The sequence below is a fragment of the Qipengyuania sp. NPDC077410 genome, assembly GCF_044543405.1.
In the GTDB taxonomy this organism is placed as follows: Bacteria; Pseudomonadota; Alphaproteobacteria; order Sphingomonadales; family Sphingomonadaceae; genus Qipengyuania; species Qipengyuania pacifica.
This window is the reverse complement of the sequence record NZ_JBITWB010000001.1, coordinates 1,535,587-1,552,481: the sequence shown is the minus strand read 5'-3', so window position 1 is coordinate 1,552,481 and position 16,895 is coordinate 1,535,587. Positions and strand designations below refer to the sequence as shown.

General features: G+C 61.1%; 17 protein-coding genes and 1 tRNA gene. 8 read left to right on the top strand and 10 right to left on the bottom strand.

Annotation, left to right across the window (positions count from 1 at the left end; all coding sequences use genetic code 11):
- Positions 1-38 precede the first annotated feature (38 nt).
- From ACIGGE_RS07540 to ACIGGE_RS07520, 5 genes are all read right to left on the bottom strand, one after another.
- Complete coding sequence (locus ACIGGE_RS07540) at positions 39-488, bottom strand: MaoC family dehydratase (protein ID WP_397489852.1); 450 nt, start codon at positions 486-488, stop codon at positions 39-41.
- On the bottom strand, positions 488-1,906 hold the full coding sequence (locus tag ACIGGE_RS07535) for an aldehyde dehydrogenase family protein (protein WP_397489851.1): 1,419 nt from the start codon (positions 1,904-1,906) through the stop codon (positions 488-490). Before ACIGGE_RS07535 ends, ACIGGE_RS07540 begins: the two co-directional genes overlap by 1 nt.
- A 25-nt stretch (positions 1,907-1,931) precedes the next feature.
- The gene (locus ACIGGE_RS07530) at positions 1,932-3,011 is read right to left on the bottom strand and encodes a CaiB/BaiF CoA transferase family protein (protein WP_397489850.1); all 1,080 of its coding nucleotides are present in this window, start codon (positions 3,009-3,011) and stop codon (positions 1,932-1,934) included.
- A gap of 12 nt (positions 3,012-3,023) precedes the next feature.
- Positions 3,024-4,190, bottom strand: coding sequence for an acyl-CoA dehydrogenase family protein (locus ACIGGE_RS07525; protein ID WP_397489849.1), 1,167 nt, complete (start codon positions 4,188-4,190; stop codon positions 3,024-3,026).
- A gap of 51 nt (positions 4,191-4,241) precedes the next feature.
- A tRNA-Gln gene (locus ACIGGE_RS07520) sits at positions 4,242-4,315 on the bottom strand.
- A gap of 189 nt (positions 4,316-4,504) precedes the next feature.
- Here ACIGGE_RS07520 and ACIGGE_RS07515 point away from each other — a divergent pair.
- Together ACIGGE_RS07515 and ACIGGE_RS07510 are read left to right on the top strand one after the other, a co-directional pair.
- Positions 4,505-5,722: a Ppx/GppA phosphatase family protein gene (locus ACIGGE_RS07515; RefSeq protein WP_397489848.1), complete on the top strand. Its 1,218-nt coding sequence runs from the start codon at positions 4,505-4,507 to the stop codon at positions 5,720-5,722.
- Positions 5,715-6,374: an RlmE family RNA methyltransferase gene (locus ACIGGE_RS07510; protein ID WP_196847727.1), complete on the top strand. Its 660-nt coding sequence runs from the start codon at positions 5,715-5,717 to the stop codon at positions 6,372-6,374. Before ACIGGE_RS07515 ends, ACIGGE_RS07510 begins: the two co-directional genes overlap by 8 nt.
- A 60-nt stretch (positions 6,375-6,434) precedes the next feature.
- Here ACIGGE_RS07510 and ACIGGE_RS07505 read toward each other — a convergent pair whose 3' ends face one another.
- On the bottom strand, positions 6,435-7,115 hold the full coding sequence (locus tag ACIGGE_RS07505) for a cytochrome c family protein (protein WP_103024541.1): 681 nt from the start codon (positions 7,113-7,115) through the stop codon (positions 6,435-6,437).
- 136 nt (positions 7,116-7,251) lie between these two features.
- Here ACIGGE_RS07505 and ACIGGE_RS07500 point away from each other — a divergent pair, with 136 nt between their 5' ends.
- On the top strand, positions 7,252-8,145 hold the full coding sequence (locus ACIGGE_RS07500; protein WP_397489942.1) for a prephenate dehydratase: 894 nt from the start codon (positions 7,252-7,254) through the stop codon (positions 8,143-8,145).
- A gap of 47 nt (positions 8,146-8,192) precedes the next feature.
- On the opposite strand, the gene ACIGGE_RS07495 is transcribed toward ACIGGE_RS07500, so the two are convergent.
- Positions 8,193-9,194: an isoaspartyl peptidase/L-asparaginase family protein gene (locus tag ACIGGE_RS07495; protein WP_397489847.1), complete on the bottom strand. Its 1,002-nt coding sequence runs from the start codon at positions 9,192-9,194 to the stop codon at positions 8,193-8,195.
- A gap of 108 nt (positions 9,195-9,302) precedes the next feature.
- Between ACIGGE_RS07495 and ACIGGE_RS07490 the strand changes: the two genes are divergently transcribed.
- Positions 9,303-10,547: a mechanosensitive ion channel gene (locus tag ACIGGE_RS07490; RefSeq protein WP_397489846.1), complete on the top strand. Its 1,245-nt coding sequence runs from the start codon at positions 9,303-9,305 to the stop codon at positions 10,545-10,547.
- 129 nt (positions 10,548-10,676) lie between these two features.
- Here ACIGGE_RS07490 and ACIGGE_RS07485 read toward each other — a convergent pair whose 3' ends face one another.
- Positions 10,677-11,678, bottom strand: a complete 1,002-nt coding sequence (locus tag ACIGGE_RS07485) for a zinc transporter ZntB (protein ID WP_397489845.1) — start codon at positions 11,676-11,678, stop codon at positions 10,677-10,679.
- A gap of 69 nt (positions 11,679-11,747) precedes the next feature.
- Here ACIGGE_RS07485 and ispG point away from each other — a divergent pair, with 69 nt between their 5' ends.
- From ispG to ACIGGE_RS07470, 3 genes are all read left to right on the top strand, one after another.
- Complete coding sequence (gene ispG, locus ACIGGE_RS07480) at positions 11,748-12,890, top strand: flavodoxin-dependent (E)-4-hydroxy-3-methylbut-2-enyl-diphosphate synthase (RefSeq protein ID WP_397489844.1); 1,143 nt, start codon at positions 11,748-11,750, stop codon at positions 12,888-12,890.
- Positions 12,891-12,934: 44 nt separating this feature from the next.
- A complete protein-coding gene (locus ACIGGE_RS07475) occupies positions 12,935-13,486 on the top strand; it encodes a TIGR02281 family clan AA aspartic protease (RefSeq protein WP_397489843.1) in 552 nt (183 codons plus the stop codon).
- A gap of 61 nt (positions 13,487-13,547) precedes the next feature.
- Entirely contained in the window at positions 13,548-14,255 is a 708-nt protein-coding gene (locus ACIGGE_RS07470) for a murein L,D-transpeptidase catalytic domain-containing protein (RefSeq protein WP_103024600.1), read from the top strand.
- 6 nt (positions 14,256-14,261) lie between these two features.
- On the opposite strand, the gene ACIGGE_RS07465 is transcribed toward ACIGGE_RS07470, so the two are convergent.
- The gene (locus tag ACIGGE_RS07465; protein WP_222828389.1) at positions 14,262-15,689 is read right to left on the bottom strand and encodes a L,D-transpeptidase family protein; all 1,428 of its coding nucleotides are present in this window, start codon (positions 15,687-15,689) and stop codon (positions 14,262-14,264) included.
- 140 nt (positions 15,690-15,829) lie between these two features.
- Between ACIGGE_RS07465 and ACIGGE_RS07460 the strand changes: the two genes are divergently transcribed.
- Positions 15,830-16,723 carry a DMT family transporter gene (locus tag ACIGGE_RS07460; RefSeq protein ID WP_397489842.1) on the top strand — a complete coding sequence of 298 codons (894 nt, stop codon included), beginning with the start codon at positions 15,830-15,832 and terminating at the stop codon, positions 16,721-16,723.
- Here ACIGGE_RS07460 and ACIGGE_RS07455 read toward each other — a convergent pair.
- Positions 16,720-16,890 (bottom strand): hypothetical protein, encoded by a 171-nt coding sequence (locus ACIGGE_RS07455; RefSeq protein WP_196847718.1) that lies wholly within the window; start codon positions 16,888-16,890, stop codon positions 16,720-16,722. The two genes, ACIGGE_RS07460 and ACIGGE_RS07455, sit on opposite strands and share 4 nt — an antisense overlap.
- Positions 16,891-16,895 lie beyond the last annotated feature (5 nt).

The window sequence follows — 16,895 nt, the reverse complement described above, 5'->3', positions numbered from 1 at the left end:
GCACGAAACGCCCAGACGGCGAAAAGGTTACGCGCGGATCATCCCGTTTTCTTCAGCAAAGCCGAACGTTCGCAGCGGCATACCACTTCGCCGCGCTGGTTCACGGCTTCATGCAGGAAAGTGACGATCCCCGTGTCCGGCCGCGATTTGCTTTCGCGCAGAGCGATGATTTCGCTGGTCGCATGAAGCGTGTCGCCGATGAAGACCGGCTTGGGCATGACCAGCTTGTCATAGCCGAGATTGGCGACCAGCGTGCCGAGCGTGGTATCCCCCACGCTCAACCCCACCATCAGCGAAAAAGTGTAGGTCCCGTTGACGAGGATCTGCCCAAATTCACTCTCCTTGGCCGCTTCGACATCGAGATGAAGTGGCTGGGGATTGTGAGTCATCACGGTGAAGAAGAGGTTGTCCGCTTCCGTCACCGTGCGCCGTATTTCATGCGTCAGCTTGTCGCCGACCATCCATTCATCGAAGTGCCTGCCTGCCATCAGCTATGACCCATGACGGCCTTCACCTCGAGGAAGTCGTGGAAGCCCCATTCCCCCCATTCACGGCCATTGCCCGATTTTTTGTAACCGCCGAAAGCCGCGTTCATGTCGTAACCGCCATTGATCGCGACCCGCCCGGCACGGATGCGCTTGGCGAGGCTGCGGGCGAATTCGATATCTTCGCCGGTGATCGCGCTGGCGAGGCCGTATTCGGTATCGTTCGCGATGCGAATGGCATCATCGTAATCGTCGTAGCCCAGAATGCAGAGCACGGGACCGAAGATTTCTTCGCGCGCGATGGTCATGTCGTTATCGACATCGGCGAAGACGGTCGGCTTGACGAAGTGACCTGTTTCGAGGCCCTCCGGCTTGCCGGGACCGCCAGCGACCAATGTCGCGCCTTCCTCGATGCCTTTTTCGATCAGGCCCTGGATTTTGTCCCATTGGGTACGGCTGACCACCGGTCCGATCGCGGCATTGCCCTTGGGATCGCCGGGAATGACACCCTCTGCCGCCTCCCTGGCGGCAGCCTTGGCTTCCTCCATGCGCTTGTGCGGCACGAGCATGCGCGAAGGGGCGGTACAGGTCTGGCCCGAATTGCCCATCATCGCGACGGTGCCCTTGGCGACAGACTTTGCAAACGCCCCGTCATCGAGGACGATGTTCGGGCTCTTGCCGCCCAGTTCCTGCGCCACGCGCTTGACCGTATCGGCCGCGTTCTTGGCAATCAGCACGCCGGCACGGGTCGAGCCGGTAAAGCTGACCATGTCGATGTCGGGATGACCCGAGATCGCCTCGCCGACACCTGGACCGTCGCCGTTGATCAGATTGAAGACACCGGCAGGCACACCAGCCGCGTCGAGGATTTCAGCGAATATGTAAGCGTTGAAGGGTGCAATCTCGCTGGGCTCGAGGATCATGGTGTTGCCCGTCGCAAGCGCCGGGAAGACCTTGCAGGCGATCTGGTTGAGCGGCCAGTTCCACGGAGTGATCATGCCGACGACGCCGATCGGTTCCCACACGTGAAGCGTCGGGCCATCCTGGCGTTCAAACTCGAAGCCCTCGAGAATCTCGATGGCCTTTTGGCAGTGGCCGGCCAGCAAGCCGACATGCGGGCCGTTGGCGAGGCTCATCGGGGCGCCCATTTCATCGCTGACGGCAGTGGCGAGTTCTTCCTTGCGGCTTTCGATCTCGGCCTGGATCGCGCGCAGCAGCGTCAGCCGTTCTTCCCTGCTCGTCTGGCTGAAGCTTTCGAAAGCACGGCGTGCTGCCGCCACGGCCTTGTCGACATCGGCCTTCGTGCCGAAGCTGATCTGGCCGATCGTTTCCTCGGTCGCCGGGTTTTCGACGTCGACGGTGTTTGCAGCCTCGGGGGCGACCCATTGGCCATCGATGTAGAATTTGGTGCAATCGCGCATGGGAATCTCTCCTTTGCGCGGTTCACTAGCCTCCTTCGGACCAGCGCGCCACCACTGCATCGCCATCCTGAACACTGTCACGGATGGTCGCAGGCGTCCGGTCGAAACGCGGCGCAGGTGCCGTATGCCATCGCCCGCCATGTTCGACGAACGCACCTCGCGCCTTCATATGCGGATGGTCTTTCGCGTGATCGAGCGGGACGACCGGCGCGAAACAGGCATCGGTTCCTTCGAGCAATTCACACCATTCGTCCTGCGTTTTCGTGGCGAACAGATCCGCAAGATCCTCGGCGTAGCTGCCCCATTTCGACGGATCCATCTGCGCTTCCCGCAGGTGATCGGGCGCATCGGCACGCTGAAGCAATTCGGCATAGAATTGCGGCTCGATGGCCCCCACGCTGATTTCCTTCCCGTCCTTGCAGGTATAGCAGCGGTAGAAATGCGCGGCCCCGCCCAGCAGGCCCGCGCCGCGATCGACCGTGCGCAAGGCGCTGTGCGGTTGGCCGTAGAAGAAACTCATCAAGCTGGTGACGCCATCGACGATCGCCGCATCGACTACCTGACCCTTGCCGCTGCTGGTCCGTTCGAACAACGCCGCAAGGATGCCCATGGCGCAATACATCGACCCGCCGCCGAAATCGCCGACGAGGTTCTGTGGCGGCACCGGCAGTTCTCCGCGCTTGCCGATCGCATCCAGCGCGCCGGTGATGGCGATGTAGTTGAGATCATGCCCGGCTGCTTGCGCCAAGGGGCCGTCCTGTCCCCAGCCGGTCATGCGGGCGTAGATGAGAGCCGGATTGGCCGAGAGCAGATCATCGGGTCCGAGACCGAGCCGCTCCATCACTCCTGGACGAAAACCTTCAATCAGCACATCGGCGTGCTTCAGCGCTGTCTTGACGAAGGCCTGACCATCCTCGCTCTTCAGATCGAGCGCGACCCGGTGGCGCGCGCGTTCGACTACGGGATTCATCGGCTGATGGCCGGACCGTTCGATCCGCACGACTTCCGCCCCCATGTCGGCCAGCATCATTGCGACGTGGGGCCCCGGGCCGATGCCCTGGAATTCGACGACCCTGAGGCCGGTCAGCGGACCGTTGCTCGGCATATTGTTCTCTCCCTAGAAGCTTTTCGGCAGATCCAGCACATGCGTTGCCACATGGCTCAGGATCAGATTGGTGCTGATCGGCGCGACCTGGTACAAGCGCGTCTCGCGAAACTTGCGCTCGACATCGTATTCCTCGGCGAAGCCGAAGCCGCCATGCGTCTGGATGCACATGTCGGCCGCAAACCAGCTCGCCTCGCTCGCCAGCATCTTGGCCATGTTCGCCTCCGTTCCGGCGCCTTCCCCGGCGTCGAACATACGCGCGGCCTTGGTCACCATTTCGGCAGCTGCGGAAAGCTGGACGTACGCGCGCGCAATAGGGAACTGGATGCCCTGATTTTCGCCGATCGCGCGGCCGAAGACATTGCGATCCTTCGCGTAAGCCGAAGCGCGGTCGATGAAGAAGCGGCCATCGCCAATGCATTCGCTGGCGATAAGGATCCGCTCGGCATTCATGCCGGAAAGGATGTAGCGAAAGCCCTTCCCCTCCTCCCCGATCAGTGCGCTGGCTGGTACGCGCAGATCGTCGAAGAACAGCTCCGTCGTCGCATGATTGAGCATGGTACGCACGGGCCTCACGGTCAGCCCGTTGCCAACCGCCTCGCGCATATCGACCAGAAGCACGCTCATGCCATCGGACGGCTTGGCGCATTCGTCGCGCTGGGTGGTGCGGCATAGCAGCACCATCAGGTCGGAATGCTCGGCGCGGCTGATCCAGATTTTCTGACCATTGACGATGTAGTCGTCGCCCTCCCGCCGAGCGAAGGTCGAGATACGGGTGGTGTCGGTACCGGCAGCCGGCTCGGTCACACCGAAGGCTTGCAGGCGCAATTCCCCGCTTGCGATCTTGGGAAGATAGGTGCGCTTCTGTTCTTCCGATCCATGCTTGAGAAGCGTACCCATCGTGTACATCTGCGCATGGCAGGCCCCGCCGTTCGAGCCTGAACGATGGATTTCTTCCAAGACGGCGCATGCCGCCTCCAGGCCAAGGCCCGATCCGTCATATTCTTCCGGGATCAGGACCGACAGAAACCCTGCCTCGGTCAGTGCAGTGACGAACTCGGTCGGATAGGCGCGCTCACGATCGAGCTGTTGCCAGTACTCGCCTGGAAACTTCGCACATAGTCGCCGGACCGCATCGCGGATTTCCGGAAAGGTCTCGCTCAAAACTCCGTCTCCCATTGCAACCTGTCTGGCGCGGGAATTCGGCTTTGGCAACGGTGATGGGAAGAATGGATGCCCCGTGAGGATTCGAACCTCAATTGACGGAGTCAGAGTCCGTAGTCTTACCATTAGACGACGGGGCATCAGCCGCCGGGGCAGCGAGAATCGCATGCTGCTCCGGGACGGGAGGCCGCGCATCTAGTTTCGTCGCGGAACAAGGTCAACCCCGTGCAAGACGGGTGCCCTTGCCCTGCCAACTGTTCACCGCTAGCATCTCGGTCAAGTCCCCGCGTACGGTGGTTTATGCGGGAGGAAAAAAGAAAGCTCTCGAAATGGCGGATCATTCTCCGCCGGACACGACAAGAGGGCACGGGACACAACGGGGCGGCAAGTCCGGCAAGGTAGCCGATTTCCGCTACAAGCGCCCCTCCCGGCCCGAAGCCAAGCAAGGCGACAGGCGCAATGCGCCGCGCCGCGATGGCGGTTTTGTATCCCGGCCAACGTCCAAATTGCACGATCAAACGGGGCAGCTTCCGCGCAAACAGGCCTATGCTGCACTGGATCTTGGGACCAACAATTGCCGCCTTCTGATAGCGCGCCCTTCGGGCGAAAATTTCACCGTGATCGACGCTTTCAGCCGCGTCGTAAGGTTGGGCGAAGGTCTCGCCGCAAGTGGCAAGCTTTCCGATGAAGCAATGGAACGCACTCTGGCCGCGCTGCACGTTTGCGCGGAAAAGCTGCGCCGCCGCAATGTTCGTCTGGCGCGTTCCGTAGCGACGGAGGCCTGCCGCAGAGCATCGAACGGGCCGGCCTTCATCAGGCGCGTGAAGCGCGAAACCGGCATCATGCTCGACATCATTTCAGCCCAGGAAGAGGCCCGGCTCGCGGTTCTAGGGTGCCACGTCCTGCTGGAAGAAGGTAACGGCCCGGCTATCATCTTCGATATCGGCGGTGGCTCCACGGAACTGGTTCTGGTTCAACCGGGCGAAAAGGTGCCCCGCATCCTGGATTGGCTGAGCGTGCCCTGGGGCGTCGTGTCGCTTACCGACACGGTCGCTGGATCGGACGAGACGCACGACCTGCGGCTCGATCGTTACATGAACATGCGCCGCACAGTGGGGCGCAGCTTCGCCGAATTCGCCGAACGCATCCGCGATTACACGCGTTCGACCGAGCCGATCCGCCTTTTGGGTACGAGCGGCACCGTGACCACCCTTGCCAGTCTGCATCTGGAACTGCCCCAGTACGACCGCCGCGCGGTCGACGGCCTGATCGTTCCGTCGATCGCCATGCGCGACATTTCCAACCGCCTCTCACGCATGAGCGGCCCGGACCGGAAACGCTTGCCTTGTATCGGCGACGACCGAGCGAATCTGGTCATCGCCGGATGTGCTATTCTCGAATCCATTCTCGACATCTGGCCGGCAGAGCAACTCGGTGTTGCCGACAGGGGAATTCGCGAGGGTATCTTGCGCAGCCTGATCGCCGCCGATGTAGAAGGCGACCGCAGCCGCGCAACTGTGCAAAGAATGCGAGAACAGGATGTCTAGGTCAGGAAAAGACCGCGAAACGCGCGTGCGAACTGCAAAAAAACGCACCGCGAGTTCGACCCGGTGGCTGCAGCGACAACTCAACGATCCTTACGTCAAACAGGCCAAGGCCGAAGGTTATCGCAGCCGTGCCGCTTACAAACTGATCGAGCTGGACGAAAAGTTCGGTTTGCTCAAGGGCATCGAACGGGTCGTAGACCTCGGCATTGCGCCGGGCGGATGGAGCCAGGTCGTGCGCAAGGTAAAGCCCAAGGCGCATGTGGTCGGCATCGATCTGCTGGAGGTCGAGCCAATCGAAGGCGTTACCATTTTCCAGATGGATTTCATGGATGACACTGCACCGGCGGTCCTGGAAGAAGCTCTGGGCGGAAAGGCCGATCTGGTAATGAGCGACATGGCCGCCAATACGGTCGGCCACAAACAGACGGATCACCTGCGAACGATGGGCCTAGTCGAAGCTGGCGCATGGTTCGCGGTCGAAAATCTGGCGCCCAACGGCACATTCCTCGCCAAGGTTCTGGCTGGCGGTACCGATAATGATCTGCTGACGCTGCTCAAGAAACACTTCAGGACGGTGAAGCATGCCAAGCCCCCGGCTAGCCGGAAAGGCTCGAGCGAATGGTATGTCATCGCGCAGGGGTTCAAGGGCTGAAGCACAAATGAAAAGGCCCCGCAGAAGCGGGGCCCTTACTTACCGTAGACTGTTCCGGGCTTATGCGCCCGGCTTGACGCCGCCAGCCTCCGTAGCGGCATTGTCCGCCGCAACCGGTTCATCGGCTGCCATCGCGCCCGCGGCTTCGGCATCGGTGGGCGTTTCGCCGCCAAGGTCCACAGCATCGTCAGCTTCGTCGGCCTCGGGAGCTACAGGGGCCGGCTTGGCCGGAGCACCGCCGTTGGCTGCCAGATATTCCATGACGTTGGCGCGATCTTCCGGCTTGGACAGACCAGCGAAGCTCATCTTGGTGCCGTTGGCGAATGCACGAGGGCTGGTCAGCCAAGCATCCATATTTTCCCAAGTCCAGGTTCCGCCATGATCGCTAAGCGCGCTGGAGAAGGCGAACCCGCCGTGCCCCGTGCCGATCGTTTCGCCCATGACGCCGTAAAGGTTCGGACCGATGCCATTTGCACCGCCCTGTTCGATGGTGTGGCAAGCCGTGCACTTCGCAAAAACCTTTTCGCCGGCTGCCGCATCGGCACTGGCAAGCAAGGTGCCGAGATCGGGCCCGGCATCGGCACCACCATCTTCGGCTACGCCCTCGATGAAAAAGCCCGGCTCTTCGACATGCGCATGCTTATCCGCAGTGAAATACATGCCTGAAACGATGGAACCTCCGAGCGCAACGATCCCTGCGAAGAGGACCCAGCCCGCGGCGGTGTTGAAACGATCATCCATTACGTAAAATACCCGGCGAAAATCGGTTGGTCTGATGGTTGCGCGCCGCTCTAGTGTGCAAGGCGGGCTTTCGCAAGTGCGCAAGCAGCAATAGCGCTTGATGCGCGAGAAAGGCCGCCTTAACGCGCCGGACATCATGCGTCAGTTCGCCAAACCTGCCCTCGCCCTTGTCGATTCGATGCGCTCCGCTGCGGCGGAGCAGCCCGGACAGGCGATTGCTTTTGGAGGGGCGCCGGGTTCCAATTCGCATCAGGCGGCGATGCAATTTGCACCCGATGCACTGCCCCTGCCCTGTTTCAGCTTCGAAGATGCGCTGGACGCGGTTGAAAATGGCGTAGCGGGTTGCGCCATGATCCCGATCGAAAACAGCCAGCATGGCCGGGTGGCCGATATTCACTTCCTGCTTCCCGAAAGTGGCCTGTCGATAGTGGCAGAACATTTCATGCGCATAACGCATTGCCTGATGGCACTGGGCAAGGGACCATTCGAGGCCGCCTATAGCCATCCGCAAGCGCTCGGCCAGTCTCATAAATTCCTGTCAGACCGCGGGATCGTCGGCCTTAGCCATGCAGACACGGCAGGTGCCGCTGCCTTCGTTGCGGAAAGCGGAAAGACCAATGTCGCTGCGATCGCCCCGTCACTGGCAGCAGACCTTTACGGCCTCGAGATCGTGGAGCGGGAAGTCGAAGATGCTCCCGACAACACGACCCGCTTTGTCGTTCTGGCCAAAGATTCACTGGATCCGGCCAACCTTGCCGGCGCCCAGGCGATGACCACCTTCATTTTCGAAGTGAAGAACATTCCAGCCGCGCTCTACAAGGCGCTCGGTTGTTTCGCGACCAATGGCGTGAACATGACCAAGCTCGAAAGTTACCAGAAAGGCGCCAGCTTCGCGGCCACGCAGTTCTTTGCAGATATCGAGGGCGCGCCGGGCGAAGCGCGGGTCGATGCGGCGCTCGAAGAGCTGGCCTTCCAGACCAATGGCGTCAGACTGCTCGGCAGCTATGCGCAGGTCCGCAAACGCGGGTAGAGACCGACTTCAGCCGGTTTTAATCCGCCGCTTCAATCATGACAGCTCTATTCGTCGGCGTAGATCGCCACTTCGGACGAGCCTTCGCTGGTCGCACGACCGCGATACATGCCGCTGGTATTCATCGAGAATAGCGCGGCGCCGCTGCGATCCACTACGATGACGCCGCCGTCACCGCCCATTTCTTTTACTTCGGCGATGACCGTATCCGCTGCGAGTTGCGCGTCCTCACCTCCGAGGTCGATACGCGCGCAAATCATCCGGGCGACGCCAGCGCGAATGAAGAATTCACCCCACCCTGTCGCAGACACTGCACAGCTGCGATTGTCGGCATAGGTTCCTGCGCCGATGATGGGTGCATCGCCGATGCGACCCCAGCGCTTTCCGGTCATTCCGCCGGTCGACGTACCTGCCGCCATATTGCCATCCTGGTCGAGAGCCACTGCCCCGACGGTGCCGAACTTGACGTCGACGTCTATCGCCGAAAGCTTTTCTGCCTTCATGCGTTCGAGCGATTCCCGCCGGCGCTCGGTTTCGAACCATTCGCTGGGCATGTTTTCGATCCCCTGCTCCGCCGCGAATGTCTCCGCGCCTTCGCCGGAAAGCATGACATGCGGGCTGTCGGTCATCACCTTGCGCGCAAGCTGGATCGGATGCCTGATCCCGCGCACCCCGGCGATTGCGCCTGCATCGCGTGTGCGCCCGTCCATAATCGATGCGTCCAGCTCGATATCTCCGTCCCAGGTGAACACCGCACCGCGCCCGGCATTGAATAACGGATCGTCTTCCATAGGCTCAATTGCGGCTTGGATCGCATCCATCGCCGTGCCGCCTTCCCGTAGGACCTTGGCGCCGGCGTCGAGTGCCTTGCGCAGCGCTTCGCGATAGGCTGCATCCTGTTCCGGCGTCATGTTATCGCGCGCGATGGTCCCGGCACCGCCGTGGATGGCGATCGACCACCGCCCATCTTCCTGTGCCGCTGCGGGCATGGACAGAACGATTGAAAATGCGGCCAGCAAACGGACCAGGGGCGCGAAAAATCCACTCATGGGAATGGGATAGCAGCCGCAGTTATCCACTCAACCCCTCGACCGATTTTGTTCACGCGGCTCGGCATGATACGCTCGTCCGACCGAGCACCAACGGGGAGAGGCTTGATGATTTTCGACCGTTATCGTTTCAACGAACAGTTGGCGATGGATCTGGGGGAGAAAATTCTTCTCGCCCTGATCGCGCTTGTCGTGACTTGGCTTGCCGCACGCGCGGCTAAATGGGCATTCGCCAAGCTCGTCGACACTGTGGATTTCTTCAGACGCGGAACCGGTAACGGCCAGTCGCTAGGAGAATCCCTTGGGAAAATCGTCAGCCTACTGATCTGGCTGTTCGGCCTGCTGGTCATTCTCAACATCCTCGATCTCGGCGGCGTGTCCGGACCGATCGACAGCCTGCTTCAGAATGTCGTGGCATTTCTACCTAACCTTCTTTGGGCGGGACTCATTTTCTTCATCGGCATGATGGTCGCACGAATTGCGCGCGACCTTGTGGTCACGACCTTGCAGACCGTCGACTTCGACAAATGGGCCAATCGCGGCGGGGTCGACAATGTCACCGGCAACCCCGCCATCAGCAAAACCATCGGCACGATCGTCTACGTCCTGATCGCAATTCCCGTTGCTATTGCAGCGCTTGAGCAGCTCGGTATCGAATCGATCAGCAACCCTGCATCGCGCATGCTCGAAATGATCTTCTCGGCCATTCCCAACATAATCGGGGCCGCCGTTCTGCTGGGCATCGGTTATCTGATCAGCAAGTTCGTCGTGCAGATCCTGAAGGAAGTTCTTCCGGGGCTTGGCGTCGATAGGGCATTGGCGGAAAGCGGTCTTATCACCGAGGGCACCACAGCATCGGCAATCATCGCCCGCGTCGCCCAGGTTGCGATCCTGCTGTTCTTCGCCATCGCGGCGACGAGGCTGCTCGGCTTTCCCGAACTGACGGCGATCCTCGACCAGCTCCTCGAATTGGGCGGACGGGTCATCTTCGGAGCGGTGGTCATCGCCTTTGGCTTCCTGATCGCCAATCTGCTTGCCCGCCTTATTGCGGGCGATGCAGGCGGAACGACCGCGGCGACCATCGTGCGATGGGCAACGATCATCCTGTTCGTCTTCATGGGCCTGCAGTTTACCGGCATTGGCGGTATGATTCCGGCCAATGCGCTGACGATCCTGATTGCCGGCGTGTCTGTCGCAGGCGCTCTGGCCTTCGGCCTTGGCGGTCGCGACTGGGCCGCACGGAAGCTTGAGCAGATGGATAACGATCTGGGCGGAACTAGTTCTGCGCCAACGCCGACACCGCGTCGCAAGGCTGCGTCGAAGTCGACCGATCCCTTGCCGCCGGGCGCCTGATCCAGCCGACCTTTCTTGAATACACGCAAAGGACGCGGGGCCAACCACTCCGCGTCCTTTTCCTATTCAGTCTCGTCGGGAAATAGCCGGTATGGCGTCACCCCGTTGCGGGCCGCCCCCGCGAACGCATCAGAGCCAACGCAGGCGTCGAAAGACGACGAGCAGCCCTACGAAGAGCAACGCGCACAAAGCGACGACAGCCCAGAAAGCCTCCGGGTTATTCATGCCCGGCATGCCTCCCACGTTGATGCCAAGGAGGCCAGTCAGGAAGCTCAGTGGCAGGAAGATGCCCGCCACGATCGTAAGCATGTAGGTTGCGTGTTCGCTGCTGGCGAGGCTGCGCGCGCGCAGTTCGTCCTGCAGGACAACCGCGCTCTCCTTGCTGATATCGATATCGTCCAGATAGCGACGCAGGCGCGCGATGCTTTCGGCTATCTCGCGCCGATCGTGATCCTCGAACCAGGCTGGTGCATCGCGGCTGATCTGTTCGAGTGCCTCGTGTTGCGGGGCCATGTGCCGCTTGAGGGCGAGCGAATTGCGACGAATGCTCGAGATCTTGGTGAGCATCTGATCCGCGTGCTCGTCGGGATCGTCGTCTTCCAGAAGATCGAGAACCTCGTTCATATCGACGATGGACTGGCTCATGCGGGTGATTAGCAGTTCGGCGAGCAGCGTTATGGTGGCGCCCGCGTCTGGCGGGCCTTCACCGCGATCGAGCAACGATACGATTTCGCGCGGTGTCTGGAGGGGATGACGGCGCAGCGTCACCAGCCGTCTTCCGTCGCACCAGAACTGCATGGAGATCATGTCTTCCGGCTCTGCGCCCGGGTTGAAGTTGATCCCCCTGAGCGTGCCGACCAGATTGGTGCCTTCGCGAAACGCGCGCGGCCGGGTCTGGTCGCTGGTCAGCAGTTCTGCGGTGGGCTCGGGAATCCGGAGATGATCTTCGAGCCAGTCCTTCACGCCATCCCGAGTGCGGCAAATGTGGATCCAGAGCACTTCGTCGGGAGTGGACGGTTGCCAGCTTTGGACCTCGTCCCAGTGGATCGTCCGTGCGCTGCCCGTTCCATCGAGCACACGCCCGAACAGCAGGGGAGTATCGGTGTCGGCGGCATCGGTTTCCTGACTCATCGGCCCATCATGCAACAAGGAGCCGCCGCTGTCATTGCCCCTTAATGATCGGGCGACTATATCCGTGTCATGTCCTCCGTACGCCCATGGCGCGATATCATGCGCCGCCAGTCCCGCCAGATCATGGTCGGCAATGTCCCCGTGGGGGGCGATGCGCCGATCACCGTGCAGACCATGACCAACACGCCGACCGAGGATGTGGGCGCGACGATCGACCAGATCCGCCGCTGCGAGGATGCCGGCGCGGACATCATCCGCGTGTCATGCCCGACGGCGGAAGCGACCGAACATTTCGACAAGATCACCAAGGCGGCCAACGTTCCGATCGTCGCCGACATCCATTTCCATTACAAACGGGCGCTGGAAGCGGCGGACAAGGGCGCAGCGTGCCTGCGCATCAATCCCGGAAACATCGGTTCGTCCGAACGCGTCGCCGAAGTCGTCCGCGCAGCCAAGGCCAATGGCTGCGCGATCCGCATTGGCGTCAATGCGGGCAGTCTCGAGAAGGACCTGCTCGAGAAATATGGCGAACCATGCCCCGAAGCGCTGATCGAGAGTGCGCTCGACCATATCAAGCTGCTGCAGGATCACGATTTCCACGAATTCAAGGTGGCCGTCAAAGCCAGCGACGTGTTCCTGGCAGCGGCGGCCTATCACGGCCTCGCGGACGCGGTGGATTGCCCCTTGCATCTGGGCATTACCGAAGCGGGCGGTCTCGTGGGCGGGACAGTGAAAAGCTCCATCGGGATCGGCAGCCTTCTGTGGGCCGGTATCGGCGATACGATCCGCGTTTCGCTTTCGGCAGAGCCCGAGCAGGAAGTGAAGGTCGGCTACGAAATCCTCAAGAGCCTGGGCCTGCGTACCCGCGGCGTGCGGGTCGTCTCCTGCCCCAGTTGTTCGCGCCAGGGCTTCGATGTGATCCGTACGGTCGAAACGCTGGAGAAGCGGCTCGAACATATCAAGACGCCGATGAGCCTGTCGGTGCTCGGCTGTGTCGTGAACGGCCCGGGCGAGGCTCGGGAAACCGACATCGGCATTACCGGCGGCGGTAATGGCAAGCACATGGTCTATCTGTCGGGCGTGACCGATCATCATGTGAAAAGCGACGACATGCTCGACCACATCGTCCGCCTCGTCGAAACCAAAGCCGCCCAGATCGAGGCGGGCGAAGCCGTAGCCTTCGATCCGCATGCCAGGGAAGCGGCGGAGTAACCCGCTTTACACGAAATTAAGCTTGATCGGCCATCCTTGCGTTTATGCGTGAGGCCGCCCTTCTTGCCGTTGCAGTACTGGCTTTCATCGGCAGTGCCTTCGTTCCCGGAGGTGCGTTCGATGCGGCGACGCACAGCGCGAACGCCGAACCCACTGACAAAACCACGGCCAGGGATTTTGCGCGTGAGCAGCCGAAGCCCGAAACGCTCGACTACGCATCATGGGTGGCTGGCACGACGGAACTCGCCCGCGCAGGCGATGGACATTTCTATGCCGATGCCATGGTCAACAATTCGCGGATCCATTTCCTGATCGATACTGGGGCCAGCGTCGTGGCACTGACTGGCGCCGATGCCCGCGCGGCAGGATTGCACTGGTCGGCTGCCGATGTCCGGCCTATCGCGCGCGGCGCATCCGGTCCGGTTTTCGGGGTCGCACTCACGCTCGATCATATTTCGCTGAACGGGCACGAGGCGAATAATGTCAGTGCGATCATCGTGCCCGAAGGCCTGGACACATCGCTTTTGGGTCAAAGTTACCTTTCGACCATTCAGCCGGTCCGGATCGAACACGACAAAATGGTGCTTGGCGAATAGGTCTTTCGTTCCGGCGCAATGTTCATGGCGCGGCCAGAACCGTGCTGATAGGGTGACCGACATGAAACGACGGGACCTTCTCAAAGGATCGCTGGCCGCCGGCGCAGCCGTAGCCCTACCGAGCCGACTGTTCGCACAGTGGAATCCCACTGCCACGCGCGATGCCAAGCTTATGGACATCGCCCGCGAAGAACTGGCCAGGGTCGGCGGAAATATCTGGCGCAAGGACATCGTCGCCATCGCAGATTTCGGACTGCATTCGGCCCGGCGACGCTTCCATTTCGTAGACCTCGAGAACGAACGGGTGGCAAGCTATCACGTCAGCCATGGCACGGGTTCGGATAGCGAACACGACGGCTGGCTGAAACGGTATTCCAACATCGAAGGCAGCGAAGCATCGAGCCGCGGCGCCTTCATGACCCGCAGCTGGTATGTCGGCCGATATGGCACGTCGATACGACTGGACGGCCTCGACCCGACCAACTCCAACGCCCTCCCCCGTGCGATCGTCATGCACAAGGCAAATTATGCGACGCCTGAGCATGTCGAACGATACGGTCGCCTCGGGCGGTCCAACGGATGCTTTGCCATGGGGCCGGACCAGTTCGACCGCGCGTTGATCGATCTTGCCGGGGGGCGCCTGCTGGTATGTGGCAGTTACGGTCTGGCGGAAGACGGCACCACCGTTACGCCGCCGATCGCGCAATACGATCTGCTGCGTAACGAATATGGCGGAACCTACGAACGGACCAATCCCGGCGCGTTCTAGGCGGCGTCAGCTGGTCTGCAGGTCGTCGACGATTTCGACCACTTCTTCGCTTGTCTGACGTGCACGATCGCTCTGGCGCGGAGCGTCCAGTGCCGCGAGAACCGGCGCATCACGATCATATATGTCGGCAAACTTCGTCAGGTTTCCGTTCACATCCACCCCGTAGGTGAAATAAGTGATGTAGACCGGCCACTGCTTCGCCATCGGATAGCGCGTGTATTCCCTGCCGGCGGTGATTTCAGACACTTCCTGCTGAATTGCCGGCAATTCGTCACGATTGGCGGCATTACCGAGCATCGACATGGTCATCGCCAGTTCGCGAGCGCCCTGCACCCGGATACAGCCGTGACTGAGGGCGCGGCTGTCCTGATTGAACAACGCCTTGGCCGGCGTATCATGCAGGAAGATCGCGTGTTCGTTAGGCATATCGAGCTTCATCAGACCGAGCGAATTGCCCGGTCCCGGCTGCTGAACGACGGTTACCCAGCCGTTGGCGCCCTTGGTCGCTTTGTATCCGTTGGCACGCGCCCACCCCGGATTGTTGAGTACCTTCGCACCCAGACCTTCACCCTTCACGATGGACTGCGGAACCGTCCAGGTGGGATTGAAGATCACGGCCTCGACCATTTCGGCCAGCTGAGGCGTCGCGGTACGTCCGGGCTTGCCCACTACCACGCGGTAGTTCTTGATGATCTTGTTATTTACCGTGAGGCGAAGCTGATATTCGGGCACGTTGGTCAGCAGATATTGCTTGCCAAGATCGCGCCCCAGCCAGCGCCAGCGATCCATGTTGGCGCGGATCAGCTTGCGCTTGGCCGGATCGGTCGTTTTGGCGAGTTCTTCCTTCAGCCGCGCATAGTCGGGCGATACCGGGTTGAGTGCGGTCAGCGTACCGGCAATATCGCCCGTCTCTACAGCCGTCAGGAGCAAGCGATCCGAAGGCAGGACGTCGGGATCGGGATCCACGACAAACCATTGACGGCGAGCGTCCATAGGGGTGCGTCCGTCGCGCAGGTCTTCCACCAGCCATACGAAAATCTCGCTGGCTGTTTCATTGAGCGCGGTGCCGGGACCGTTTGCAATCGCTGCGGAAAGCTCGTCGGCACGATAATCGGCGGGCGACAGGCCTTCGGCCTCCACCGTGGGGATGAACGCGAGCAGTTTTTTCGCCTGTGGAACGGACCATTCGCGAACATAGACAGGAAGCTGCTGGACGATTTCGCGCGACGATGTGCGGATATCGTCGAAGCTTTCATCGACACTTGGCGTAGCAGGCTGCTGCGGGGCTTTATTGCGGTAATCGGGAAGCTTTTCCGTCACCTTGGCCGGTTCGGGAGGGACGAGGTTTTCCGGCGCGTTGTCCTGAGCCAGGACAGAAGTCGCGCAAAGGGCCGCCCCCATTGCAGTACCGAAAATCAAACGAAAACGTGTCATAAGTCCTACCAGATGCGCCCCGCGCCGTTCAGCGCGTTTGGCCGGATAATAGCCCAATGCACAGGGCTAATCCAATATCCCTTCTTTCGCAGGCCTGAATTGTCGGTGACTATAGCAGAAAGGGCGCATAGGGCGTGGCGATGAACCGGGACCATGCCTTGCTGCCAGTCTTTGCGGCTGCGTTCGCGGTCGCCTGCCTGTCCCTGATGGACGCCTTCATGAAAAGCGCGGCCCTGGCGGTGGGTGCGCTGACGGCAGCATGGCTGCGTTCGGTCATTGCAACCGGCATTGCGCTTCCGCTATGGCTTGTGCGCGGCCGCGCCCGCTCGCCGCGTCCCGAGGTACTCAAACTTCATCTGCAGCGCTCGGTCATAGCGACATTCATGGCGCTGACGTTCTTTTACGCGATCACCAAACTGCCGCTGGCCGAAGCGATTGCGATCAGTTTCGTGGCACCGCTGATCGCGCTCTATCTTGCGCGCGTAATGCTGGGCGAGGCGATCCGGCGAGAGGCAATCTATGCCTCTATCCTCGGCTTTATCGGCACACTGATCATTATCGGCGGCAAGATCGGCCAGGCGGATTTCGATGCCGACACGGCGCTGGGGCTCACATCGATCCTGGCGTCCGCGTTGCTCTATGCCTACAGTTTCATACTGATCCGGCGGCAATCGCAGGTTGCCGGGCCCGCCGAAATCGCGACCTTCCACTCCGGGGTATCGGTAATCATCCTGGGGCTGGCGGCGCCGTTCCTGTTCGAAATGCCAAACCTGGAAATATTGGGCGATCTGGCCGCTGCTGCCTTCCTGACCGTGGCCGGGGCGATGGGTCTTGCCTGGGCTTATGCGCGCGCCGAAGCGCAGGTGCTGGTGCCGCTGGAATATTCGGGCTTCTTGTGGGCATCGCTGTTCGGCTGGCTGTTCTTCGCCGAACCGCTGACCATGCCGACGACCATCGGCACCGCAATTATCATCACATCATGTTGGGTAGCGACCCGGAAACGTCGCGTCGCGATCGTGCCAGAGGTTCCCTAGCGGCTTGGTCGCTGTTCGGTAGATCGCTCGGTCTCGCCAGCCTGGGCGGGCCCGTCTGCAAAAGTGAAAGCAGCAGCAAAGCAACCGACAATGCCAAGCGCGGCAGCGATTACTGCAAAACGAAGCGGACCACGTGAGCGTTCGCCCGCATCCGATAGCGGAGACATGTGAA

Bases quoted from the DNA above. Each gene is read 5' to 3' on its own strand.
- ACIGGE_RS07540 (WP_397489852.1), bottom strand. From the start codon at position 488: ATGGCAGGCAGGCACTTCGATGAATGGATGGTCGGCGACAAGCTGACG.
- ACIGGE_RS07535 (WP_397489851.1), bottom strand. From the start codon at position 1,906: ATGCGCGATTGCACCAAATTCTACATCGATGGCCAATGGGTCGCCCCC.
- ACIGGE_RS07530 (WP_397489850.1), bottom strand. From the start codon at position 3,011: ATGCCGAGCAACGGTCCGCTGACCGGCCTCAGGGTCGTCGAATTCCAG.
- ACIGGE_RS07525 (WP_397489849.1), bottom strand. From the start codon at position 4,190: ATGGGAGACGGAGTTTTGAGCGAGACCTTTCCGGAAATCCGCGATGCG.
- ACIGGE_RS07515 (WP_397489848.1), top strand. From the start codon at position 4,505: ATGGCGGATCATTCTCCGCCGGACACGACAAGAGGGCACGGGACACAA.
- ACIGGE_RS07510 (WP_196847727.1), top strand. From the start codon at position 5,715: ATGTCTAGGTCAGGAAAAGACCGCGAAACGCGCGTGCGAACTGCAAAA.
- ACIGGE_RS07505 (WP_103024541.1), bottom strand. From the start codon at position 7,115: ATGGATGATCGTTTCAACACCGCCGCGGGCTGGGTCCTCTTCGCAGGG.
- ACIGGE_RS07500 (WP_397489942.1), top strand. From the start codon at position 7,252: ATGCGTCAGTTCGCCAAACCTGCCCTCGCCCTTGTCGATTCGATGCGC.
- ACIGGE_RS07495 (WP_397489847.1), bottom strand. From the start codon at position 9,194: ATGAGTGGATTTTTCGCGCCCCTGGTCCGTTTGCTGGCCGCATTTTCA.
- ACIGGE_RS07490 (WP_397489846.1), top strand. From the start codon at position 9,303: ATGATTTTCGACCGTTATCGTTTCAACGAACAGTTGGCGATGGATCTG.
- ACIGGE_RS07485 (WP_397489845.1), bottom strand. From the start codon at position 11,678: ATGAGTCAGGAAACCGATGCCGCCGACACCGATACTCCCCTGCTGTTC.
- ispG (WP_397489844.1), top strand. From the start codon at position 11,748: ATGTCCTCCGTACGCCCATGGCGCGATATCATGCGCCGCCAGTCCCGC.
- ACIGGE_RS07475 (WP_397489843.1), top strand. From the start codon at position 12,935: ATGCGTGAGGCCGCCCTTCTTGCCGTTGCAGTACTGGCTTTCATCGGC.
- ACIGGE_RS07470 (WP_103024600.1), top strand. From the start codon at position 13,548: ATGAAACGACGGGACCTTCTCAAAGGATCGCTGGCCGCCGGCGCAGCC.
- ACIGGE_RS07465 (WP_222828389.1), bottom strand. From the start codon at position 15,689: ATGACACGTTTTCGTTTGATTTTCGGTACTGCAATGGGGGCGGCCCTT.
- ACIGGE_RS07460 (WP_397489842.1), top strand. From the start codon at position 15,830: ATGAACCGGGACCATGCCTTGCTGCCAGTCTTTGCGGCTGCGTTCGCG.
- ACIGGE_RS07455 (WP_196847718.1), bottom strand. From the start codon at position 16,890: ATGTCTCCGCTATCGGATGCGGGCGAACGCTCACGTGGTCCGCTTCGT.